Source organism: Xenorhabdus miraniensis (assembly GCF_002632615.1).
The window spans coordinates 134,468-157,734 of sequence record NZ_NITZ01000007.1; the positions used below are offsets into that span (position 1 = coordinate 134,468).

The 23,267-nt window shown below is 43.2% G+C and carries 20 protein-coding genes, 1 pseudogene and 1 other annotated feature (1 of these 22 cut by a window edge); of the genes and pseudogenes, 14 read left to right on the forward strand and 7 right to left on the reverse strand.

Annotated features, from left to right (window positions below):
• Position 1: 1 nt before the first annotated feature.
• From lpxD to Xmir_RS09055, 12 genes and pseudogenes are all read left to right on the forward strand, one after another.
• Positions 2–1,030, forward strand: a complete 1,029-nt coding sequence (lpxD, locus tag Xmir_RS09005) for a UDP-3-O-(3-hydroxymyristoyl)glucosamine N-acyltransferase (protein ID WP_099114050.1) — start codon at positions 2–4, stop codon at positions 1,028–1,030.
• Between the two features lie 147 nt (positions 1,031–1,177).
• On the forward strand, positions 1,178–1,630 hold the full coding sequence (gene fabZ / locus Xmir_RS09010; RefSeq protein WP_099114051.1) for a 3-hydroxyacyl-ACP dehydratase FabZ: 453 nt from the start codon (positions 1,178–1,180) through the stop codon (positions 1,628–1,630).
• Between the two features lie 3 nt (positions 1,631–1,633).
• Positions 1,634–2,431, forward strand: coding sequence for an acyl-ACP--UDP-N-acetylglucosamine O-acyltransferase (gene lpxA / locus Xmir_RS09015; RefSeq protein ID WP_099114052.1), 798 nt, complete (start codon positions 1,634–1,636; stop codon positions 2,429–2,431).
• 4 nt (positions 2,432–2,435) lie between these two features.
• A complete protein-coding gene (gene lpxB, locus Xmir_RS09020; protein WP_099114053.1) occupies positions 2,436–3,620 on the forward strand; it encodes a lipid-A-disaccharide synthase in 1,185 nt (394 codons plus the stop codon).
• Positions 3,620–4,210: a ribonuclease HII gene (gene rnhB / locus Xmir_RS09025; protein ID WP_099114054.1), complete on the forward strand. Its 591-nt coding sequence runs from the start codon at positions 3,620–3,622 to the stop codon at positions 4,208–4,210. The genes lpxB and rnhB overlap by 1 nt, the downstream gene beginning before the upstream one ends.
• 41 nt (positions 4,211–4,251) lie before the next feature.
• Positions 4,252–7,734: a DNA polymerase III subunit alpha gene (dnaE, locus tag Xmir_RS09030; protein WP_099114055.1), complete on the forward strand. Its 3,483-nt coding sequence runs from the start codon at positions 4,252–4,254 to the stop codon at positions 7,732–7,734.
• Positions 7,735–7,746: 12 nt separating this feature from the next.
• On the forward strand, positions 7,747–8,706 hold the full coding sequence (gene accA / locus Xmir_RS09035; protein WP_099114056.1) for an acetyl-CoA carboxylase carboxyl transferase subunit alpha: 960 nt from the start codon (positions 7,747–7,749) through the stop codon (positions 8,704–8,706).
• Positions 8,707–8,960: 254 nt separating this feature from the next.
• Positions 8,961–9,878, forward strand: coding sequence for a DMT family transporter (locus Xmir_RS09040; RefSeq protein WP_099114057.1), 918 nt, complete (start codon positions 8,961–8,963; stop codon positions 9,876–9,878).
• 32 nt (positions 9,879–9,910) lie between these two features.
• Positions 9,911–11,272: a tRNA lysidine(34) synthetase TilS gene (gene tilS, locus Xmir_RS09045; protein ID WP_099114058.1), complete on the forward strand. Its 1,362-nt coding sequence runs from the start codon at positions 9,911–9,913 to the stop codon at positions 11,270–11,272.
• A gap of 493 nt (positions 11,273–11,765) precedes the next feature.
• Positions 11,766–12,851, forward strand: a complete 1,086-nt coding sequence (locus tag Xmir_RS09050; RefSeq protein WP_099114059.1) for a DUF3472 domain-containing protein — start codon at positions 11,766–11,768, stop codon at positions 12,849–12,851.
• A gap of 312 nt (positions 12,852–13,163) precedes the next feature.
• A pseudogene (locus Xmir_RS28140) lies at positions 13,164–13,286 on the forward strand (IS1 family transposase); the annotation flags it as partial.
• Between the two features lie 191 nt (positions 13,287–13,477).
• A complete protein-coding gene (locus Xmir_RS09055) occupies positions 13,478–13,936 on the forward strand; it encodes a VapA/VapB family virulence-associated protein (RefSeq protein WP_099114060.1) in 459 nt (152 codons plus the stop codon).
• A gap of 163 nt (positions 13,937–14,099) precedes the next feature.
• Here the strand turns inward: Xmir_RS09055 and rof are convergent, their stop codons facing one another.
• Complete coding sequence (gene rof, locus Xmir_RS09060) at positions 14,100–14,366, reverse strand: Rho-binding antiterminator (RefSeq protein WP_099114061.1); 267 nt, start codon at positions 14,364–14,366, stop codon at positions 14,100–14,102.
• 390 nt (positions 14,367–14,756) lie between these two features.
• Between rof and nlpE the strand changes: the two genes are divergently transcribed.
• Positions 14,757–15,458, forward strand: a complete 702-nt coding sequence (gene nlpE / locus Xmir_RS09065) for an envelope stress response activation lipoprotein NlpE (protein WP_099114115.1) — start codon at positions 14,757–14,759, stop codon at positions 15,456–15,458.
• Between the two features lie 97 nt (positions 15,459–15,555).
• Here the strand turns inward: nlpE and proS are convergent, their stop codons facing one another.
• The 6 genes from proS to metN all read right to left on the reverse strand — a co-directional run bounded on the left by proS (position 15,556) and on the right by metN (position 21,323).
• Positions 15,556–17,277 (reverse strand): proline--tRNA ligase, encoded by a 1,722-nt coding sequence (proS, locus tag Xmir_RS09070; protein ID WP_099114062.1) that lies wholly within the window; start codon positions 17,275–17,277, stop codon positions 15,556–15,558.
• A 113-nt stretch (positions 17,278–17,390) separates the two neighbouring features.
• A complete protein-coding gene (gene tsaA / locus Xmir_RS09075; protein ID WP_099114063.1) occupies positions 17,391–18,098 on the reverse strand; it encodes a tRNA (N6-threonylcarbamoyladenosine(37)-N6)-methyltransferase TrmO in 708 nt (235 codons plus the stop codon).
• 19 nt (positions 18,099–18,117) lie between these two features.
• Positions 18,118–18,513, reverse strand: coding sequence for an Rcs stress response system protein RcsF (rcsF, locus tag Xmir_RS09080; RefSeq protein ID WP_099114064.1), 396 nt, complete (start codon positions 18,511–18,513; stop codon positions 18,118–18,120).
• Positions 18,514–18,668: 155 nt separating this feature from the next.
• Positions 18,669–19,484: a MetQ/NlpA family lipoprotein gene (locus Xmir_RS09085; RefSeq protein ID WP_099114065.1), complete on the reverse strand. Its 816-nt coding sequence runs from the start codon at positions 19,482–19,484 to the stop codon at positions 18,669–18,671.
• A 161-nt stretch (positions 19,485–19,645) separates the two neighbouring features.
• Complete coding sequence (locus tag Xmir_RS09090; RefSeq protein ID WP_099114066.1) at positions 19,646–20,299, reverse strand: methionine ABC transporter permease MetI; 654 nt, start codon at positions 20,297–20,299, stop codon at positions 19,646–19,648.
• Positions 20,292–21,323, reverse strand: a complete 1,032-nt coding sequence (gene metN / locus Xmir_RS09095) for a methionine ABC transporter ATP-binding protein MetN (protein WP_099114067.1) — start codon at positions 21,321–21,323, stop codon at positions 20,292–20,294. The genes Xmir_RS09090 and metN overlap by 8 nt, the downstream gene beginning before the upstream one ends.
• 178 nt (positions 21,324–21,501) lie before the next feature.
• Here metN and gmhB point away from each other — a divergent pair, with 178 nt between their 5' ends.
• Positions 21,502–22,068, forward strand: coding sequence for a D-glycero-beta-D-manno-heptose 1,7-bisphosphate 7-phosphatase (gene gmhB, locus Xmir_RS09100; protein WP_099114068.1), 567 nt, complete (start codon positions 21,502–21,504; stop codon positions 22,066–22,068).
• 366 nt (positions 22,069–22,434) lie between these two features.
• Positions 22,435–23,267: a sequence feature (16S ribosomal RNA rRNA prediction is too short), on the forward strand (it continues 139 nt past the right edge of the window).

Here is a 23,267-nt window from a genome sequence, read left to right on the forward strand (position 1 = left end):
GATGGTTTCAATTCGATTGGCTGACCTCGCTCAGCAGTTGAATGCGCAATTGCACGGTGATGGCGATATCGTCATCACCGGTATTGCACCGATGTATTCAGCAAATAGCGAACAAATTACATTTTTATCCGATAGCCGTTATACTGACAAGCTTGTTGAGTGTCAGGCAGCGGCTGTTGTGCTACGTGAAGCCGACCTTCCTCACTGCAAGGTTGCCGCATTGGTTGTCAAGGATCCTTATCTTGCCTATGCCCGTATGGCGCAAATTATGGATACAACACCACAGTCTGCGCAGGATATCCACCCATCAGCAGTTATTTCTCCCGATGCAGTTTTGGGCAAAAATGTGGCGGTTGGCGCAAATGCTGTTATCGAATCTGGTGTTGAACTTGGTGATAATGTCATCATCGGGGCAGGTTGCTTTATTGGTAAGAATGCACGAATTGGTGCGGGTACCCGTCTTTGGGCCAATGTATCGGTATACCATAACGTTGAAATGGGTGAGTCCTGCTTGATCCAATCAGGAACTGTTATAGGTTCCGATGGTTTTGGTTATGCCAATGAACGCGGAAACTGGATTAAAATCCCACAGTTAGGCACTGTAATCATTGGGAACAAAGTTGAAATCGGCGCATGTACGACTATTGACCGTGGTGCGTTGGATAACACAGTCATTGGCAATGGTGTTATCATAGACAACCAATGCCAGATCGCCCATAACGTGACGATCGGAGACAACACCGCAGTGGCGGGTGGTGTCATTATGGCGGGCAGCCTGAAAATTGGTCGTTACTGCATGATCGGGGGTGCAAGTGTTATTAATGGACACATGAGTATCTGTGATAAAGTCACCGTGACGGGTATGAGCATGGTGATGCGCCCCATTACAGAGCCTGGTGTTTATTCGTCGGGTATCCCATTACAACCGAACAAAACTTGGCGTAAGACTGCCGCTTTAGTCATGGGTATCAATGACATGAATAAACGCTTGAAGTCAGTGGAACGCCGATTAGAAGGTGAAAACGAGTAATCATACTACATTTGATTAAACGTTTTTAATCAGCATTTTTGGTTGTGCTTTTAATTTTTGCGGCCTGCCTGATAACTCTAAATTTAGAGTTAACGCAGGCCGTGTCGTTAATACAATGATTCTTATATAGACAGGAAGAGTATTTAGATGAGTAATAGTCATACTCTGCAAATTGAAGAAATTTTAGATTTACTGCCTCATCGCTATCCATTTTTGTTGGTAGATCGTGTTTTGGATTTTGAAGCAGGTAAATTTTTACGCGCAGTCAAGAATGTATCGTTCAATGAGCCATTCTTTCAGGGGCACTTCCCGGGTAAACCTATTTTCCCGGGTGTTCTGATCCTTGAAGCCATGGCTCAAGCCACCGGAATTCTGGCATTCAAAAGTGTAGGGTCACTTAAGCCGGGTGAATTGTATTACTTTGCCGCTATTGATGGTGCCCGATTCAAGCGCCCAGTGCTGCCGGGTGATCAATTGGTGATGGATGTTGAGTTTATTAAAGAGCGTCGCGGTGTTGCGCGTTTCAGGGGCGTAGCGAAAGTCGATGGGGAATTGGCTTGCGAAGCGGAAATGATGTGTGCTCGCCGCCGTGAGGAATAATCCATGATTGATCAGACCGCTGTTATTCATCCTTCTTCAATCATTGAAGAAGGTGCTGTTATTGGTGCCAATGTTCGCGTTGGCCCATTTTGTTATATCGGTTCTCAGGTTGAGATTGGTGAAGGGACTGAACTGAAATCTCATGTTGTGGTTAATGGGATAACTAAGATTGGTCGCGATAACCAGATCTATCAGTTCGCTTCTATTGGTGAAGTCAATCAGGATCTCAAATATCAAGGTGAACCGACTCGTGTTGAAATTGGCGATCGTAACCGCATTCGTGAAAGTGTCTCTATTCATCGTGGTACTGTTCAGGGCGGTGGAGTGACCAAAGTCGGCAGTGATAATTTGCTTATGATCAACGCCCATATCGCCCATGATTGTATCGTTGGTGATCGGTGTATCATTGCAAATAATGGCACATTAGGCGGTCATGTCATTTTGGGTGATTACGTCATTATTGGTGGAATGACGGCAGTGCATCAATTCTGTCAGATTGGTTCCCATGTCATGGTTGGAGGTTGTTCTGGCGTTGCTCAGGATGTTCCTCCGTACGTTATTGCACAAGGAAACCATGCAACACCTTTCGGATTGAATATCGAAGGCTTGAAACGTCGCGGGTTTGATAAAGAATCGCTGCATGCTATCCGTAACGCTTATAAGACGCTTTACCGCAGCGGAAAAACGTTGGAAGAAGCCAGACACGAAATTGGCCTTCAAGCGGAAAATAACCCACACGTGAAAGTATTCAGTGATTTTCTGGAAAATTCCGCAAAATCCAGTCGTGGCATTATTCGTTAAGTAGATGAAGGACACTCCTTTGACTACCTTTTCTTCTGTTGACAATCAGCGCCCGCTGACAATTGGTTTGGTCGCCGGAGAAACATCCGGTGATATTCTTGGGGCTGGCCTGATTCGTGCATTGAAAGCAAAAATTCCAAATGCCCGCTTTGTGGGTGTTGCTGGCCCTCTTATGCAGGCGGAAGGTTGTGAAGCCTGGTATGAGATGGAAGAGCTGGCCGTAATGGGGATTGTTGAAGTTTTGGGGCGTTTGCCCCGTTTGCTGAAAATACGCAAAGACTTAACGGCGCGTTTTACTGCCTTAAGGCCGGATGTATTTATTGGCATTGATGCCCCTGATTTTAATATCACCCTGGAAGGGCGGCTTAAGCAGCAGGGGCTCAAAACAATCCATTACGTCAGTCCATCAGTATGGGCATGGCGACACAAACGGGTGTTTAAAATCGGCCGGTCAACAGATTTGGTACTGGCATTTTTACCATTCGAAAAAGCGTTCTATGATCGGTTTAACGTTCCATGCCGGTTCATTGGTCATACGATGGCAGATGCAATGCCTCTGCAAACAGATAAAGCCGCTGCCAGAGAATTTTTGGGCGTTCCATTGAATACCCATTGTCTGGCGGTGCTGCCCGGTAGCCGCAATGCTGAAGTAGAGATGCTCAGTGCTGATTTCTTAAAAACCGTACAATTATTACGGAAGGAATTGCCTGATCTGCACGTATTGGTTCCTTTGGTGAATGCTAAACGGCGTGAACAGTTTCAGCGCATTAAAGACGAAATTGCACCGGATTTGCCAATCCATTTATTGGATGGAAAAGCGCGTGAAGCCATGATTGCCAGTGACGCAACTTTACTGGCATCAGGAACGGCAGCACTGGAGTGTATGTTGGCCAAATGCCCGATGGTAGTGGGTTATAGAATGAAACCTTTTACATTCTGGCTGGCAAAACGCCTGGTGAAAACGCCATATGTTTCCTTGCCTAACTTGTTGGCAGGTAAAGAATTAGTCAAAGAGTTATTGCAGGATGAATGTGAACCACAAGCGTTGTCGCAGGCGCTGTTGCCTCTTCTGCAAGGTGGCGCTGACGTGGAAGCACTGAAACAAACGTTCCTGCATTTACATGAAAGCATTCGTTGCGATGCTGATGAACAGGCTGCTCAAGCTGTTCTGGAATTAGCGAGAAGATAATGGATTTTGTTTATCCTCAGGTGAATTTAATTGCCGGTGTTGATGAAGTTGGGCGTGGCCCACTGGTAGGGGCTGTCGTCACTGCGGCAGTTATTCTGGATCCGGCTAAGCCTATTACAGGCTTAACGGATTCGAAAAAACTCACAGAAAAACGCCGTGAAGCGCTGTATTTAGAAATTAAAGAAAAAGCATTGTGTTGGAGTCTTGGGCGTGCAGAGCCAGAAGAAATCGATCAGCTCAACATCCTCCATGCCACAATGCTTGCCATGCAGCGGGCAGTAGCGGGTTTGGCAATGACGCCTGATTATGTCCTGATTGATGGTAATCGTTGCCCGGCATTAGCAATGCCAGCTCAAGCGGTGGTTAAAGGGGATAGCTTGGTTGCCGAAATCAGTGCGGCTTCAATCCTTGCTAAAGTGACACGTGACAGAGAAATGGCAGAACTGGATAAACAGCTCCCTGATTACGGTTTTGCGAAACATAAAGGTTATCCTACGGCCCTGCATCTGGAAAAACTGGCGTTGCTGGGTGCGACGGAACATTATCGTAAAAGTTTTGCGCCGGTTAAACGGGCGCTGGGTCTTGAATAAGAATCTGGGATAAGTATCTGGAATAAATATCTGGGCAGATTATGACAGAACCACGTTTTGTACACTTACGTGTTCACAGCGACTATTCAATGATCGATGGCTTGGCTAAGACGGGGCCATTGGTAAAAAAAGTCGCCAAATTGGGTATGCCGGCTCTTGCCATTACGGATTTCACCAATTTATGTGGATTGGTGAAATTCTATGGCAGCGCCCACGGCGCGGGTATCAAGCCGATTATCGGGGCTGACTTTTATGTGGAAAGTGAGCTGTTAGGGGATGAATATGCCCATTTGACGATCCTCGCTCGCAATAATGAAGGTTACCAAAACCTGACCTTGCTGATCTCTGAAGCCTACCAAAAAGGTTATGGTGCGATTGGCCCGACTATCAAACGGGAATGGCTGGCAACGCGGAAAGCCGGATTGATCCTGTTGTCGGGCGGGCGCATGGGAGATGTGGGTAAATTCCTGCTGCGTGGCAATCGGGCGATGGTCGATCAGTGCCTCGATTTTTATCAGGCACATTTCCCGGACAGCTATTATCTTGAATTAATCCGCACCGGACGTCAGGATGAAGAGAATTATCTTCATGCCGCTGTAGAATTGGCAGCGGAAAAAAATGTGCCGGTTGTCGCGACCAATGACGTCTGTTTTCTGGAAAGTACCGATTTCGACGCACATGAAATTCGGGTCGCCATTCATGATGGCTATACGCTGGCTGATCCAAAACGCCCGAAAAATTACAGCCCTCAGCAATATCTGCGCAGTGAACAGGAGATGTGCGAACTTTTCTCCGACATCCCGGAAGCGCTGCAAAATAGCGTAGAAATTGCTAAACGCTGTAATGTCACGATCCGTCTTGGTGAATACTTTCTTCCGCAATTTCCGACGGGAGACATGAGCACCGAAGATTTCCTGATTAAAAAATCCAAACAAGGTCTGGAAGAGCGTCTGGAGTTTCTCTATCCCGATCCAGAAACCAGGGCACAAAAACGCCCGGAATACGATGATCGTCTGGATATTGAGTTGAAAGTTATCAACCAGATGGGATTCCCCGGTTACTTCCTGATCGTCATGGAGTTTATCCAGTGGTCGAAAGACAACGGTGTTCCCGTTGGGCCGGGACGTGGTTCCGGTGCGGGTTCTCTTGTCGCTTATGCGTTGAAAATTACCGATCTCGATCCATTGGAATTCGACTTGCTGTTCGAACGTTTCCTGAACCCTGAACGTGTTTCCATGCCTGACTTCGATGTTGATTTCTGTATGGAAAAACGTGATCAGGTGATTGACCATGTTGCCGATATGTACGGGCGAGATGCGGTATCGCAGATTATCACCTTCGGTACAATGGCAGCAAAAGCGGTTATCCGTGACGTCGGGCGTGTACTTGGGCATCCATACGGGTTTGTCGATCGCATATCAAAACTGGTGCCGCCTGATCCCGGCATGACGCTGGAAAAAGCTTTCGTAGCGGAACCTCAACTGCCTGAAATTTATGAAGCGGATGAAGAGGTTAAGGCGCTGATCGACATGGCGCGCAAATTGGAAGGTGTCACCCGTAACGCAGGTAAACATGCGGGTGGTGTTGTTATTGCACCAACCAAGATCACTGATTTTGCGCCGATTTACTGCGATCCCGAAGGGCAAAACCCCGTTACCCAATTTGACAAGAACGACGTGGAATATGCGGGGCTGGTTAAGTTTGACTTCCTTGGCCTGAGAACCCTGACCATCATCAACTGGGCACTTGAGATGGTTAATGCGCGCCGTGCTAAAAAGGGTCTGGAGCCGATTGATATTGCAGCCATCCCGCTGGATGACCAGAAAAGTTTCGATATGCTGCAACGCTCCGAAACCACGGCTGTATTCCAGCTTGAATCTCGTGGGATGAAAGATCTGATCAAACGCCTGCGTCCCGACTGTTTTGAGGACATGATCGCATTGGTGGCGCTGTTCCGCCCCGGGCCATTGCAATCCGGCATGGTGGATAACTTTATTGACCGTAAACATGGGCGGGAAGAGATCTCCTATCCTGATGTCGAATGGCAACATGAAACCTTAAAACCCGTATTGGAACCAACGTATGGCATCATTCTGTATCAGGAACAGGTGATGCAGATTGCTCAGGTATTGGCGGGTTATACCCTTGGCGGTGCAGATATGCTTCGTCGTGCAATGGGTAAGAAAAAGCCAGAGGAGATGGCTAAACAGCGTTCGGTATTTGAAGAGGGAGCGATAAAACAGAGTGTTGATGGCGAACTCTCGATGAAAATCTTCGATTTGGTGGAGAAATTCGCGGGTTATGGCTTCAACAAATCTCACTCCGCAGCTTATGCGTTGGTTTCTTATCAGACTTTATGGCTGAAGGCTCACTATCCGGCAGAATTTATGGCAGCCGTGATGACGGCGGATATGGATAACACCGAAAAAGTCGTTGGGCTGGTGGATGAATGCTGGCGCATGGGGCTTAAAGTCTTGCCACCGGATATCAATAGTGGTCTGTATCACTTCCACGTTAATGATGAAGGTGAAATTGTTTATGGCATTGGTGCGATCAAGGGTGTAGGTGAAGGGCCGATTGAGGCCATTATCGAGGCCCGCCAGAAAGGAGGGCATTTCAAGGAACTCTTTGACCTGTGTGCGCGTGCTGACATTAAAAAACTCAACCGTCGTGTGATGGAAAAGTTAATCATGTCCGGCGCTTTTGACAGGTTGGGGCCACACCGTGCGGCGTTGATGTCTTCTCTGGAAGATGCACTGAAAGCGGCTGACCAACACGCCAAAGCGGAGGCGATTGGACAAACGGATATGTTTGGTGTGTTGGCCGAAGAGCCTGAAGAGGTTGAGCGTTCATATGCCAGTACGCCAAAATGGCCGGATCAGGTTGTTCTGGATGGTGAGAGAGAAACGCTTGGGCTGTATTTAACGGGTCACCCGATCACAAGTTATTTAAAAGAGATTGAACGATATACAAATGGGTTGCGTCTAAAAGATGTGAACCCGACGCCTCGTGGTCAGGTAACGACAGTGGTAGGTTTGGTGTTGGCATCCAAAATAGTGACAACCAAGCGGGGTAACCGCATTGGTATCAGCACGTTGGATGATCGTTCAGGACGGCTGGAAATCATGCTGTTTTCTGATGCGTTGGAAAGATATCAGCATTTATTAGAGCAGGATAAAATTTTGATTGCTACCGGACAAGTCAGCTTTGATGACTTTAGCGGTGGGCTTAAAATGACGGTTCGTGAATTAATGGATATCAGTGAGGCACGTGAAAAGTTTGCACGTGGGCTTGCTATCTCGTTATCAGACAGGCAAATTGATGAGCAATTATTGAACCGTCTTCGTGGTGTATTGGAGCCACATCGTTCAGGTACGATACCGGTTCATCTTTATTATCAGCGGGTAGATGCCCGTGCCCGTTTACGATTCGGGGCAACATGGCGGGTAACGCCAACGGACACCCTTTTGACAGATCTGCGAACTCTGCTGGGTAACGAGCAGGTAGAATTAGAATTTGACTAAGATAGGAACGTTATGAGTCTGAATTTTCTGGATTTTGAACAGCCGATTGCCGAGCTGGAAGCGAAAATTGATTCGCTCACCGCAGTTAGCCGTCAAGATGAAAAGCTAGATATAAATCTGGATGAAGAAGTCCAGCGTCTGCGGGAAAAAAGCCTAGAGCTGACTCGCAAGATTTTCTCTGATTTGGGGGCATGGCAAATATCTCAATTATCACGCCATCCTCTGCGTCCCTATACGCTGGATTATATTAAACACATTTTTACCGATTTCGAAGAATTGGCGGGTGATCGAGCCTATGCTGATGATAAGGCAATTGTGGGCGGATTGGCGCGTATTGATGGTCGTCCGGTTATGATCATTGGTCACCAGAAGGGCCGGGAAACGAAAGAAAAAATCCGTCGTAACTTCGGTATGCCATCACCGGAAGGCTATCGCAAGGCGTTGAGATTGATGGAAATGGCAGAGCGTTTTAAATTGCCAATCATCACTTTCATTGATACTCCTGGCGCCTATCCTGGTGTGGGAGCAGAAGAGCGTGGTCAATCAGAAGCGATTGCCCGTAACCTGCGTGAGATGTCCCGCCTCTCTGTGCCGGTGATTTGTACGGTTATCGGTGAAGGAGGCTCTGGTGGCGCATTGGCGCTCAGTGTGGGCGATAAAGTAAACATGCTGCAATACAGCACCTTCTCGACCATTTCTCCTGAAGGTTGTGCTTCCATTTTGTGGAAAAGTGCTGAAAAAGCGCCATTGGCAGCAGAAGCAATGGGAAATACAGCCCCACGCCTGAAAGAGTTGAAACTGATTGATACTGTTATCCCGGAGCCATTGGGTGGTGCACACCGTCATCATGAAGAGATAGCTGAGACATTAAAAACGCAATTGTTGGCTGATCTCTCTGAGTTGAGTGAACTAGGCAGCGAAGAGTTAGTTAACCGTCGTTATGAGCGTTTAATGCAGTACGGTTACTGCTGAGCTTAGGAAATGGGGCTCTGAAAGCTGTTTTATTGATAACTATTTTTGGATAGTTACAGCTTTATTTTCAATATGACTAATAGCAGGTGGAAATACTGGGGAATTATCACTCCTCAATATTTCCACCTGTTTTGTTGTTTATGGCGGGTGAAACCATCACGTTCTTTGCCAGCTGGTATTATCATTTTCAGGGATATTGGGATGGATTCGGGGCCTCAGTCGTTGGGCTTTAAAATAATAAGTTGAGTTTTTCTATGGCTAAATATAAATATATTATTTATGCGTTCTCTTGTGTGTTTATCTGGAGTTTTATTCCTTCTATAGCGCGTGTTGGTCAGAAAGAGATGGATCATTTCCAATATTTATTCTGGTCAAATGTCCTGTCTGTTTTAGCGGTATTTGTTGTTGCTCTCATTATGGGGAGAAACTGGAAGAAACTATTATACATTCCTTTTCCAATTATGCTTAAGGTATTGATCTTAGGCGCGTTAGACTGTTTCTTCTATCTGTTGCTTTATTATGGTTATTCCATCGAGAATGGTGTTGCTGTTTTAGTTATTCAATATAGCTGGCCATTAATGATAATCGGTTTATCGTTTTTTCTGTTCAAAGAAAGGTTGTCCATTAGGCAGATGATTGGCATTGTGATGGGGTTCATGGCTGTGGTGATTACCTTCACGCAAGGCAATATAACCGAGATTGCCGTAGAACATCCTCAGGCATTGTTTCTGGTATTTAGTGGCTCATTTTGTTTTGCGCTGATGTCCGTATTATCGAGACAATTTGCTATTGATCCCTATATCAGCACGCTTTGGGTATTCATTTTCTCTACATTAGTTTCCGCAGTATTTATGTTCGCTTTCAGCAGCATCAACTTACCTGTTGGTGATGCACTGATGCCAACATTGCTCAATGGCATCATACTGAATGGTATTTCCTATATTATTTGGTTCAAGGCCATGAGCAGCCCGGATTCTCATAAAATAGCTTCAATCTTATTCTTATCACCCGTCTTGTCGATGATGTGGATTATTCTGTTTTTCGGTGATGCTTTTGTTCTTGCTTATGTGGTGGGATTAGCGCTTGTTATCATCTCTGGACTTCTTTGTATCCGGGCCAAAGGCAACGATCCCGAAGGGAAGAAGTCAGTGGATGATTTGATTGAAGACTAATCTGGCAGATATGAAGAAGGCTTGAGTCCGTAATGACAAATACTCATGAACCTCTGCTGACGATGTTGGCAGAACAAATTGAACCGCATAAAAAGATTTTGGTTGGGTTTAGCGGTGGATTGGATTCCACCGTATTGTTACATTTGCTGGTTCGTCTGCGAACTCAATATCAGCAACTGGATTATCAGCAACAGAATTGTGAGCCAATGACCTTAAGGGCAATCCATATCCATCATGGTTTAAATGCAAAGGCGGATTTGTGGGTTGAACATTGTCGTCAGATTTGTATTGACTGGCAGGTTGATTTTCGAACTGAAAAAGTGAGTTTGGATATCCGGCGGAATGGCATTGAGGCTGCGGCCAGAGATGCCCGTTACCAATCTTTTCAACGTGAACTACAGCAGGGTGAAATTCTGGCAACAGCACAACATCTTGATGATCAGGCAGAAACATTTTTGTTGGCATTGAAACGGGGAAGTGGTCCTGCTGGGTTATCTTCCATGCCTTTTTGTATGCCATTTGCTGAAACGACATTAATTCGTCCACTATTGAATGCAGGCCGGGCAGAATTAGAAGCCTATGCTCAGGCGCAGGGGTTGAAATGGATTGAGGACGATAGCAATCAGGATGATCGCTATGATCGTAATTTCTTACGCCTGCATATTATGCCATTACTCAACCAGCGTTGGCCTCATTTCCCACAAGCCGTTTCCCGCAGTGCAGGTTTATGTGGGGAACAAGAAAGGTTGTTGGATGAACTGTTGAGTGAATCATTGAACTCACTAACCACATTGGAAGGTGCGATTTCCATTCCACCTTTGGAAAGGTGTTCTGAAGCTAAACGTAACGCATTGTTGCGCCGATGGTTCAACCAGCAGGGTGTAAAAATGCCTGCGCGGGAGCAGCTTCAACGAATTTGGTCAGAAGTGGCGCTCGCCCGGCAAGATGCAGGGCCTTGTTTTAAATTGGGGCAATATCATATTCGCCGTTATCGGCAGCAACTATGGCTGGTTCCTCAGCATCAATTTTTGGCGGGAACGGTTCTTGAATGGGATATAGAACAGGAACTGGCGTTGCCTGATGGATTGGGAACGCTGGTTCGGGCGGAAGAAAACGGTATAAAAGTAAGAGCTCCTGATAATAATGAACAAGTGACAATTCGTTTTGGTGTTCAGGGGAATATCAGTATCGTGGGGCGGCAGCATTCCCGCCAGAGTAAAAAATTGTGGCAGGAGCTTGGCGTTGCACCTTGGCTCAGGGAGAGGATTCCACTGCTTTATTATGGCGATAAACTGATTGCGGCACTGGGGGTTTTTGTCACCAAAGAAGGGCAATGTTTGGTTGATGACATGGGGGTTATCGTTTATTGGAATAAAAACCCTACACCACATTGAAGAATGTAGCTGTTATTACATTGACAGAAATTTGGATAACAATTTTGCTGACTTGAGAGATTGCGTTATTTCTGATGCAATCTTTTTTTATTGATTAAATTCAATAGAATATGTGATTTTTAGGGCTAAAAAATGTGAGATGTAAAAGCATTGTGATTTCAAATGAAATAATTTCATCTTGAAAATAAATAAATGTATACTATCTTTAAAAATATAAAGAAAATTTTGATGTGATAAAGTGAAGGTAAATTTTAAGGCAGGGGTGGTATTTTATTTATTACTATTGGTGTTTGTCAAACCAATTTTAAAATATCACCCAATCCTACAAAGTAGAAATTTCACCTAATTTATCATATATTTAAGTTAATGAAGTTCGAGCATTAAAATGGAATTTATCTATATTTTTTGTTTTTTTGAAAAAGCTTAGTATGAAAAAGTATATTTAATAATAATTTTTAATCCTATTTTTATTAAAATACTAAGGAGATGAAGAATGAATAACGATTCATCAAATGTGCCAACAAGTGGCCCATCTGTAACCTCTGTTTTCAATTCTAATTACGCCGAACTAATATATGTAGAGCAAATGGTTCCTAATAATGGAGACAAAGGGTATATTTACTGGTCTGGATGTAATTTTTATTTTGAGGATCGCGGTGGATATGCTGGGATACAACATCAAGTAAACTCAGTTATCAATGGAGTACCTTTTATTCGTAATAACATATGCTCTATATGGGATAAAATTGAAAAAGATCCTTCGCTTCCAACAGAGGTTCAATTGACATATTCTTCTCCCAATACCTATTCGAAACATTTTGGAGGAGAAGGCTCTGGTTTACAGACATTAAATCCAATGCCTTGGTTTCCAGATCATTGGTACTCAATTGTTCTTCGCAGATGGTATATTCAGGGTGAAGATTCAACGAGAATGGCTATGTTTATGTATTCATATAAGGATAATAAGTGGACTCATTATATTTCAGTTAAAATACCAGATAGAGATCTTTATTTTACAGGTAATGGATGTACAGGTTTTCTTGAACGTTTTGCTGGAAATGAATTAGGTTATTATGGTGTCTATGGGCAACATTTTCGCCTAAATAAATATGGCCAATGGGAAAAACCTTTGCATTATCAGGCAACGGCCGGAGGTAATCCGAAATATTGGAATGCTGAATTATATCAAGGGGTTAATGTTAGGTTGATTGCGGGCGGTGAGTTTAATAACAATAAAAATGAAATAATACTTTATCCTAACCAATTTGATGAAAAACCAAAACCAGTAATTCAACCTAGAATTGAATCCATGACTATGTTTTTTAATAATGGTGTTATTAGTGTAGCATGGATAAACTCTGAAAACACCCCTCCACAGTTGAGTTACTTTGTGAAAATATATAAAAATAATTTACATGGTGAGCTTATGGCTCACAGTTCACAATCTATACCAGAAAAAAGAAATGAGTCAATTTATGTAGGTAATATTACTAACGGAAGATATTATGCCACCGTGGAATTTATTGATATATTTAATCAAAAGTCAAACCTTAAATCTATATCAATTGATATAAAGTAAAATACTATCATTCTAATTTGTCGACATTGATCCTAAATATGTACTTTTCATTGACTATTTTGATGATATAAATAATTCATTTTATGCAAAGCAACTATATAATATTATTAAGGTGAATGTATTTATCTACTTATAGATTTAATATTAACACATTTAAAATATATATCATCATAGGTATTTGATTGATGGTGTGTATTTTATTCCTGAGAGTTATTACAATATTTTTCCAGATTATAAAATATTGGGTTAATGGGTCACGTATTCAACTCGTTAATGGTGGTATATAATTCCCCCTTTTTTTGGAGAAATTAAATGGCGGCAGTTGAAGTAAAATGTCGATTTTGTTAACACACAGAATTCGTCAAAAAACACGGTAAAGGCGATGCGGGACATCAACGCTATCGTTGGTTATCCTGCAAACGAACCTTTCAACTTTACTAAAAGATGACATTACTAAATTGGTGCTACAGTATTATTAAGGTTGTTTATTATTATGTTAATGCCTTGGAAATAATCGCACCTAAATATATAGAGCAGATTTTATAATTAATCACTGTCATTTTATAGTGCAATGATTTTTTTAAAATTAGAAATGGTGTTATTTATTCTAAATAAGGTGAATTATAATGAAATATGAATTTAATGAACATGAAGTTAAATTACAATCTTTGACTACATTCTGCAATGATATGAAAGGTAAGTTAGAACAAAGTAAAATTGATGAAATAAGTAAAGAATTTCTTTTAAGTGATAAAAAAGATTTTTACGGTGCAAAATTTGTGCTTACTTGCTACATATTATATGCTTCCTTAGAAGTGGTTTTAGATAATAACGTGACTTTTGATGGTTCGGCGGATACATTGGGTACTCCAGGTAAGGGAGAATATTTGGGGACGGTTTATACCAGTAATTATGATGAGTTGATTGATAATACAGATAGTTTTTGGCATGCTTCGAATGTTACTACCTCAATAATCATGTTTTTTAATAAAAATAACTCATTTTTGGGAAGTTTTGTAGGGGCAGGACTCTCGACAGTGGTATCCACAGGTGCCGGAAAGGGACGGTGGGCACCAACAGAATAAAATACATGTGCGCATCGACTGTGATGACAGTTTTGATGTAATTAACGGGTTCATATGAAAGAGGATGACTAAACAATAAAGTCCTCGTATTAAGTGAGGACTTTTGTTGTAGTGTAGTAGAGATTTTCTACATGTTAATGACTATTATTATCGCAAGTTATTATCACAATGAAGAATGCTCAATAACAATGGTTCCAATTTCTGGATTGCTGAAACTGATAATGTGATCTAACCTTAATTCACGGGATTTTTCTTTTGATTCAATGAGGAGATATTCTACTTTTTTTCTTAAAATCAATTCCTTAGCTTCTCCTTCAAATATTTCACCATCTCGCAATTGGATCTGCAAATGAAGCTGGCGTTGGCAAGCTAGTTCAAGGTTATCGTAATCGTCACAGTTAATTGGTTGATATTCAGTATCTATAAACATATTTGCTCACCACTATGTTACTGGCGGTAATCGTGCCGCCCGTGATTGACCAAACTCAAACGCAAAAAATGCTACCTACGACTATAGCACAGTAATCTACCGTGATTACTAAATACATCTGTGGGAATTGCGTTGAAATTAAGAGTAGATTAAACCTGTCCCTCATCATCAGGCAATGAAATTACGCCATAAAATTTGATTTTTCTCACTGAGTATTTTGGGATGCGGTAAAGTAGCGTCAATTTTGTTACTTAAGTCTCATGTTTTATAGGGAGTGGACGTTATAAAAAATGGGTTATACCCTCTATCCTTCAAGTTGCTATTTCGTTGGCCGTACTGTAACTCGAAATTGATTAGGTATTCTTTTGAATTTATTGGGTTTAAATGATGATGAATAAGAAAATTTTATTTGTATTGTTAGCTGCGGGAGTATTTACATCGGTTGGATGTCAGGACAACTCCATGTTGCAGAATAACCCGGCATTGCAGACGGGCAATGTATCTCAGGGTAAGACGTTACCAACCGAGAAAGTGTTTAATGGTGTTATCCCTTGTGCAGATTGCGCAGGTATCGACACTACCTTACAGCTTGCCAAAGATGGGACCTATATATTGGGGCAGTCTTATCTGGAAGCTAAAAGTGAGGAAAATACTTTCTTTGAAACAGGGAAGTGGGTAATAAAGGGTAAAAAAGTCACATTGAGCAATGAAGATGGCAAAAAATCTTATTACCAAATGAAAGATGAAAGTTTGGTTATGCTGGATATCAACGGCGAGCCAATCGAATCGAAATTTAACTATGAGTTGGTCAAGGTAACCCCGAAAAAATTGGTAGGAGAATACAGCTATTTTGCTGATTCAGCCCTTTTTACGGAATGTCGTACCGGCAAACGTTATGATGCTTCTGAAAATATTGACTTGGAACGTGGTTACAGTGCCACGGGCGTGGAAGGAGGAACCCCAGTTTATGTGGAAGTTGAGGGTTACTACACGTTGCGTCCTTCAATGGAAGATGGATTGTTTGATAATTCAGTGATCCAAACAGGCAAAATCCGTTTTGATAAGTCATCTTCTTGCAATACAAAAAAATAACGCATAACAGAGACACATAAAAAAACCTGCGCGATAACTACGCAGGTTTTTTCAATTTACGCTGATGCTTTTACTGAGTTATTGCTCGTAAGTAAAATTAAGCTTGCTGAATTTGCCCTTGCAGATATTCAACAATATTTTCCAGTTTCAGCATCTGCTTATCGCCACTGCGACGGTATTTGTATTCGATCTCATCGTTATCTAAATTACGATCACCGATAACCAGAGTATGTGGTACGCCAATCAGTTCCATGTCAGCAAACATAACACCAGGGCGTTCTTTGCGATCATCAAAAATCACATCAATACCGTTGGCGCGCAAGTCCGCATATAATTTTTCAGCGACTTCTTTTACTCGATAAGATTTGTGCATATTCATTGGCAGAATTGCTACCTGGAACGGAGCAATCGCATTTGGCCAGATAATGCCACGATCGTCATGATTTTGTTCAATGGCGGCAGCAACGATACGGGTTACACCAATACCGTAGCATCCCATGCTGACAACTTGATTGTGCCCGTCTTCGTTCTGTACTGTCGCTTTCAGGGCATCAGAGTACTTGGTACCCAATTGGAAGATATGACCAACTTCAATACCACGTTTGATTAATAGTGTGCCTTTACCATCTGGGCTGGCGTCACCTTCGACGACATTACGGATATCAGCCACTTCTGGCACTGGCAGATCGCGCTCCCAGTTAATACCAAAGTAGTGTTTGCCATCAACGTTGGCACCTGCACCGAAATCACTCATGATGGATACACTGCGATCAATAATAACGGGCATAGGCAGGTTTACAGGGCCTAAAGAGCCGGGGCCTGCGTTTACAATGGCACGAATTTCTTCTTCAGTCGCAAAGTTCAGTGGGCTGGCTACCAGAGGTAATTTTTCTGCTTTGATCTCATTTAGTTCATGATCACCACGTACCAACAAAGCAACTAACTTATGTCCGCTCTCTTCCGCAGCATGAACGATCAGCGTCTTGACTGTTTTTTCAATTGGTAAGTTGAATTGTCCGACCAACTCAGCAATAGTTTTTGCGTTTGGTGTATCAACCAGACGCATTTCCTCAGATGGAGCCGCACGTTCCTGAGATGGCATAACTGCTTCCGCCAACTCAATATTAGCTGCATAGTCAGATTCGGTTGAAAATACGATATCATCTTCACCGCTGGCTGCCAGAACCTGGAACTCATGAGAAGCATTTCCACCAATTGAACCGGTATCTGCCAGAACCGCGCGGAAATCCAGACCAATACGGGTAAAGATTTTGCTGTAAGCAGCATACATCTTATCGTAAGTCTCTTGCAGAGACGCTTGGCTGGTGTGGAAAGAATAGGCATCTTTCATGATAAATTCACGTGAACGCATAACACCGAAACGTGGGCGAACTTCGTCACGGAATTTGGTCTGGATCTGGAACAGATTCAGCGGAAGCTGTTTATATGAGGTGACTTCGTTGCGAACCAAATCGGTGATCACTTCTTCATGGGTTGGCCCCAAAACGAAAGGACGTTCACCACGATCAACAAAACGCAGTAATTCTGGGCCATATTGTTCCCAACGGCCACTTTCCTGCCACAAATCTGCTGGCTGAACTACCGGCATGGAAACCTCAATCGCTCCCGCATTGTTCATCTCTTCACGAACAATGTTTTCAACTTTTTTCAACACGCGGACACCTGTCGGCATCCAGTTGTACAAACCTGAGGCGAGTTTACGGATCATGCCGGCACGAAGCATCAGTTTATGACTGACTACTTCTGCATCAGCAGGCGTCTCTTTTAAAGTAGAGAGCAGATATTGGCTAGTACGCATATAAGTTTCCATTGGATAGCAAATTGCTTCTGGGCGGCAAGTAGCGCCACCCTGCCCAGAAAATAAAAATAAACTGCTAGTCTACCAGCGAGCTTGCGATGTCAAAAGTGGTTTTAGCGGTGTTCGATAGAAACCACTTCTGTCATAGTGTCATTCACCAACCAACGGACATTGAAATCCAATATATGGGCGGCATATATTCGGTTTTCTCGTTCTTTCTTACGGTAGGCCGGGCGAGGATCTTGAGCTAATATCTGGCTAATAAAACGTCGCAAATGAGGATAATTGGCTTGATGGGATAAAAGTTGGTATTCCGCTTCTGCCGAGAAATTGATTTTCATATCAGCAATTGGTGCTGATTGGGCAAACCCTGCTTTAGCTTCTGGACGTGATTCGACAAAAGGTAAATAAGGTTTGATATCTATCACGGGTGTACCATCCACTAAATCCAAACTGCCAAGTTCCAGAATGATACGATTGTTAGCGTGTTGAATTCCTTTCAATTCAACTAAGGACATGCCGATCGGATTTGGGCGGAAAGTTGAACGAGTGGCAAATACGCCCATTTTGGCATTTCCTCCCAAACGGGGAGGGCGCACTAATGGATTCCAGCCGCCGTTCATGGTTTGGTGAAAAACGAAAATGATCCATAAATGACTGAATTGCTCCAGCCCTCGTATTGCATCAATCTGATTATAAGGAGCAAGCAATTCTAACTGTCCTGTACCATCTTCCACCAAACCCGGTTGACGGGGAATGGCAAACTTCTCTTTGTAAGGAGAATGAATGGTTCCGATTTGCGTAAAATGAAAATCTGCCATGGGCGTTTTTTAATAATAATTACTTGTTGGTTGTTAGCAGGGCTGAACCTTCACAAATGGCAACTTGGTAGCAACCTTGACCAGGTAAGATCGCACATTTATGAAGTAAGACCGCGTTAGCGTTTAGATAATTTGCTTTTGCCAGCATGTTTTGCCGGGCAATTGCAATGCTGGCAGGGGGATCTTGTAACGTACTGCGACAGGATTCCCCAGCTACAATACCTAAATCTTTAAATGGTAAACCTAACAGCTCATCTGTTTTGGTGTATAGATGGACGTAAGATGGTGTTTTGCTTTTCTTGACTGACTGACGTTTCAACTTCGAATCTGATGTACTGGATTTATCGACCTGAGTTGATAGTGAAGTACACCCCACCATAAAGAGCGCCATGAAACAGATAGGTAACACACGCATCGAGTTGAATCCTTATATTGATAGAGTCAGTGAGGAACAGGTTTAATCTTATTGATTGAAACTACGATAAAGTCGTTTGTTTCTTTCAACGAAAACGGGCGGATATAAAAATATCCGCCCGATAATTTTAATCTTGATTGACTGAATATGAAAGATTACCAGCCTTTTATTGCTCCACCTTTAAAGACTTTTTGTGCTTCTTGTTCTACTTCTGGAGATTGGTATGCTTTCACGAATTTTTGCACATTTTCGGCATCTTTATTGTCTTCACGGCTAACGATGATATTGACGTAAGGTGAATCTTTATCTTCAACAAAGATCCCATCTTGCTCTGGGGTCAAACCAATCTGCCCTGCATAGGTGTTATTGATGATAGCCAAAGCAATTTTCTGATCATCCAGTGAGCGTGGTAATTGAGGTGCTTCCAGCTGGACGATATCCAAGTGCTTAGGATTGCTGGTAATGTCCAGAACGGTCGGCAGCAGGCCTACTCCCTCTTTCAAAGTGATTAGACCCTGTTTTTGTAATAACAGTAGCGAACGACCTAAGTTGGTTGGATCGTTGGGGACAGCAATTTGAGAACCATCCTGCAATTCATCCAGTGATTTAATTTTCTTGGAATAGGCCGCCATTGGGAAGATGAAAGAGTTACCAACAATAGCCAGCTTGTAGTTACGTTCTTTTATTTGTTGATCTAGATAAGGCTTATGCTGGAAGACATTCACATCAATATCTCCCTTGCTCAGTGACTCATTTGGTAAAACATAGTCATTGAATGTCGTCAACTCAACATCAAGGCCATATTTATCTTTAGCAACTTGCTTGGCAACTTCAGCAACTTGAAGCTCAGGCCCTGCAATAACTCCAACCTTGATATGGTTTGGATCACGTTGTTCCTGGCCGCAACCAGCAATAATTAATGAACCTAATAAAGCGCTGATTACTGCAATGGATTTCAATTTTACTGACATATTTTCACCCCTATTGAATACTGATTTATAACCTGTCTTATCAAGCTACTGTGTACTATCTATTACAAGTACCACTACCTATTACAAGTACTATTACAATGAGGCTTTTAGGTATAAGCCTTGTAAGCGGAGCCGTTAGTGGCTCCTTATTTGAAATAATGCTATTTACGATTAACGGTTTTGGCTAAACGATCGCCACCTAATTGAATCAAGAACACTAAAACAACCAGTAATGCTAATACGGTATTCATTACTGTTGCATCATAGCCGATATAACCATACTGATAGCCAATCTGGCCCAAACCGCCTGCACCAACAGCCCCGCCCATTGCGGAATAACCGACTAAAGTAATTAAGGTAATGGTGGCAGCATTAATTAAACCTGGCAGTGCTTCCGGCAAAAGAATCTTTTTAACAATCTGGAATGGCGTTGCACCCATCGCTCGCGCCGCTTCAATTAAGCCTGTCGGAATCTCTAATAATGTATTTTCCACCATGCGGGCAATGAAAGGGGCCGCCCCTACGGTCAACGGAACAATCGCCGCCTGTAAGCCAATTGATGTGCCTACAATCAAACGGGTAAATGGAATCATCCATACCAACAGAATAATGAAAGGTATTGAACGAGTAATATTTACCAATGCAGAAAGTATGCGATAAAGTGTGCCATTTTCAATAACCTGCCCAGGACGGGTAACATATAAAAGTACACCAGCCGGCAACCCAATCACAAAGCCAAAGAAACCAGAAACGAAAGTCATTACGAGGGTTTCCCAGACTCCTTTAGCTAATAATAAAATCATTCCTTCAGACATAACCGAGAACCTCTACTTTCACATGATGCGTTTCTAAAAATTCAATTGTTGATTTGATGCTATCGCCTTCTCCATCCAACTCAGCCAGCATAACACCAAATTTAACGCCACCCGCGTAATCCATTTGGGAACTCAATATGCTGATATCGATATTAAAGCGGCGAACTGCCATGGAAATTAAAGGTGCATCAACAGATTTACCCGTGAATTCCAACTTCAATAATGGACTGCGATCAGGCGCAGATTCCGGCTGTAACTTTTGTAAGTAATCTTCAGGAATGTCCAAATGCAGTGTAGATTTGATAAATTCTTGAGCCACCGGAGTCTTAGGATGCGAAAATATTGCACTGACAACATCTTGCTCGATCAATTGGCCGCCACTAATGACTGCAACTTGATCACAGATGCGCTTAACCACATCCATTTCATGGGTGATCAAAAGAATGGTTAACCCCAAACGGCGGTTAATGTCTTTTAATAGTTCCAGAATAGAACGCGTTGTTGCTGGATCCAATGCGCTGGTGGCTTCGTCACACAAAAGTACTTTCGGCGAGTTCGCAAGTGCCCGGGCAATAGCGACGCGCTGTTTTTGACCACCAGACAGATTGGCAGGATACGCGTCATGCTTATCAGCAAGGCCAACCAACTCCAGTAATTCATTAACCTTAGCCTTTATTTCAGCTTTTGGCGTGTTGTTCAATTCTAAAGGTAACGCAACATTGTCAAATACTGTTCTGGATGATAATAAATTAAAGTGTTGGAAAATCATGCCAATATGGCGACGTGCGCGAGTTAGTTCACGTTCTGAAAGAGAAGTGAGATCTTGCCCTGCAACTAATACCTGACCCGAAGTTGGGCGCTCGAGCATATTCACACAGCGAATTAAGGTACTTTTTCCCGCACCAGAAGAACCGATGACGCCATATATTTGCCCCTGTGGGACATGTAAGTTGATATCTGAAAGCGCTTTGATTGAACGCGCGCCTTGTTGAAATATCTTGTTTATCTGAGTCAGTCTTATCATTTTTTTCTTATTAGATGTATAGATGAATGACTTGAGAACATTTCAACAAGTCATGAATTAAAGTGGATGTTAAGGCGTCTAGACGTCTAAGTCAACTGGGAATAAATTAAATGCTGCATTCTCATTCAGCAATAAATCATGCGATACTGTTTACTTGATCCATTCTTGGAGTAATCAGGTGACTCAAGGTATTCCCGCCGTATTTTTAGATCGTGACGGCACGATTAACATCGATCATGGCTATGTGCATGAGATAGATAATTTTCAATTTATTGATGGTGTGATTGAAGCCATGCTTGAATTGAAGAAAATGGGCTATGCACTGGTCTTGGTAACAAATCAGTCGGGTATTGCACGTAAAATTTTTACAGAAGATCAGTTTATGCAGCTAACAGAATGGATGGATTGGTCATTAGCAGACCGAGGCGTCGATCTTGATGGTATCTATTATTGCCCTCATCATCCGGAAGGGAATGATGAAGAATATAAGAAGAGCTGTAATTGCCGTAAACCACAACCAGGTATGTTGTTGGATGCACAGCAAGCATTACATATCGATATGTCAGCTTCTTATATGGTAGGAGACAAAATAGAAGATATGTTGGCAGCACATGACGCTAATGTTGGAACTAAGATCCTCGTTCGTACAGGAAAACCGGTAACAGAAGCAGCAGAACAAGCTGCAGACTTGGTTATTAATAGTCTGGCAGACCTACCAAATGTGATAAAAAACAGGCAAAAATAGCCTTTTAGCCTAAATTGTGATCGTTCAAATAAAAAATCACAAAAAAGGCTTGCCTAAATTTAAAGGCTCCCTATAATGCGCTTCCGTTGTCACGACAAACACACAAACATGTCGAGATGACAAAGTGAAAAGCCCTGAAAAATAAGGCTTGACACTCTCAGAGGAAAGCGTAAGATACGCAGCCTCGTAACCCGAAAGAATGTTTCTGGTTGCCACGCTCTTTAACAAATTAATCAGACAATCTGTGTGGGCACTCGCAAGACGCTATCCACGCCGGAAGGCGAAAAAGATACCAGTCTTGAAGAGTGACTGAACAGTTAATTCATTACGAACTAACACAGTTAAATTCTTTGAGCATCAAACCTTTAATTGAAGAGTTTGATCATGGCTCAGATTGAACGCTGGCGGCAGGCCTAACACATGCAAGTCGAGCGGCAGCGGGAAGAAGCTTGCTTCTTTGCCGGCGAGCGGCGGACGGGTGAGTAATGTCTGGGGATCTGCCCGATGGAGGGGGATAACCACTGGAAACGGTGGCTAATACCGCATAACCTCTTAGGAGCAAAGTGGGGGACCTTCGGGCCTCACGCCATCGGATGAACCCAGATGGGATTAGCTAGTAGGCGGGGTAAGGGCCCACCTAGGCGACGATCCCTAGCTGGTCTGAGAGGATGACCAGCCACACTGGGACTGAGACACGGCCCAGACTCCTACGGGAGGCAGCAGTGGGGAATATTGCACAATGGGCGCAAGCCTGATGCAGCCATGCCGCGTGTATGAAGAAGGCCTTCGGGTTGTAAAGTACTTTCAGCGGGGAGGAAGGCATGAAGCTGAAGACGCTTCATGATTGACGTTACCCGCAGAAGAAGCACCGGCTAACTCCGTGCCAGCAGCCGCGGTAATACGGAGGGTGCAAGCGTTAATCGGAATTACTGGGCGTAAAGCGCACGCAGGCGGTCAATTAAGTTAGATGTGAAATCCCCGGGCTTAACCTGGGAACGGCATCTAAGACTGGTTGGCTAGAGTCTCGTAGAGGGGGGTAGAATTCCACGTGTAGCGGTGAAATGCGTAGAGATGTGGAGGAATACCGGTGGCGAAGGCGGCCCCCTGGACGAAGACTGACGCTCAGGTGCGAAAGCGTGGGGAGCAAACAGGATTAGATACCCTGGTAGTCCACGCTGTAAACGATGTCGATTTGGAGG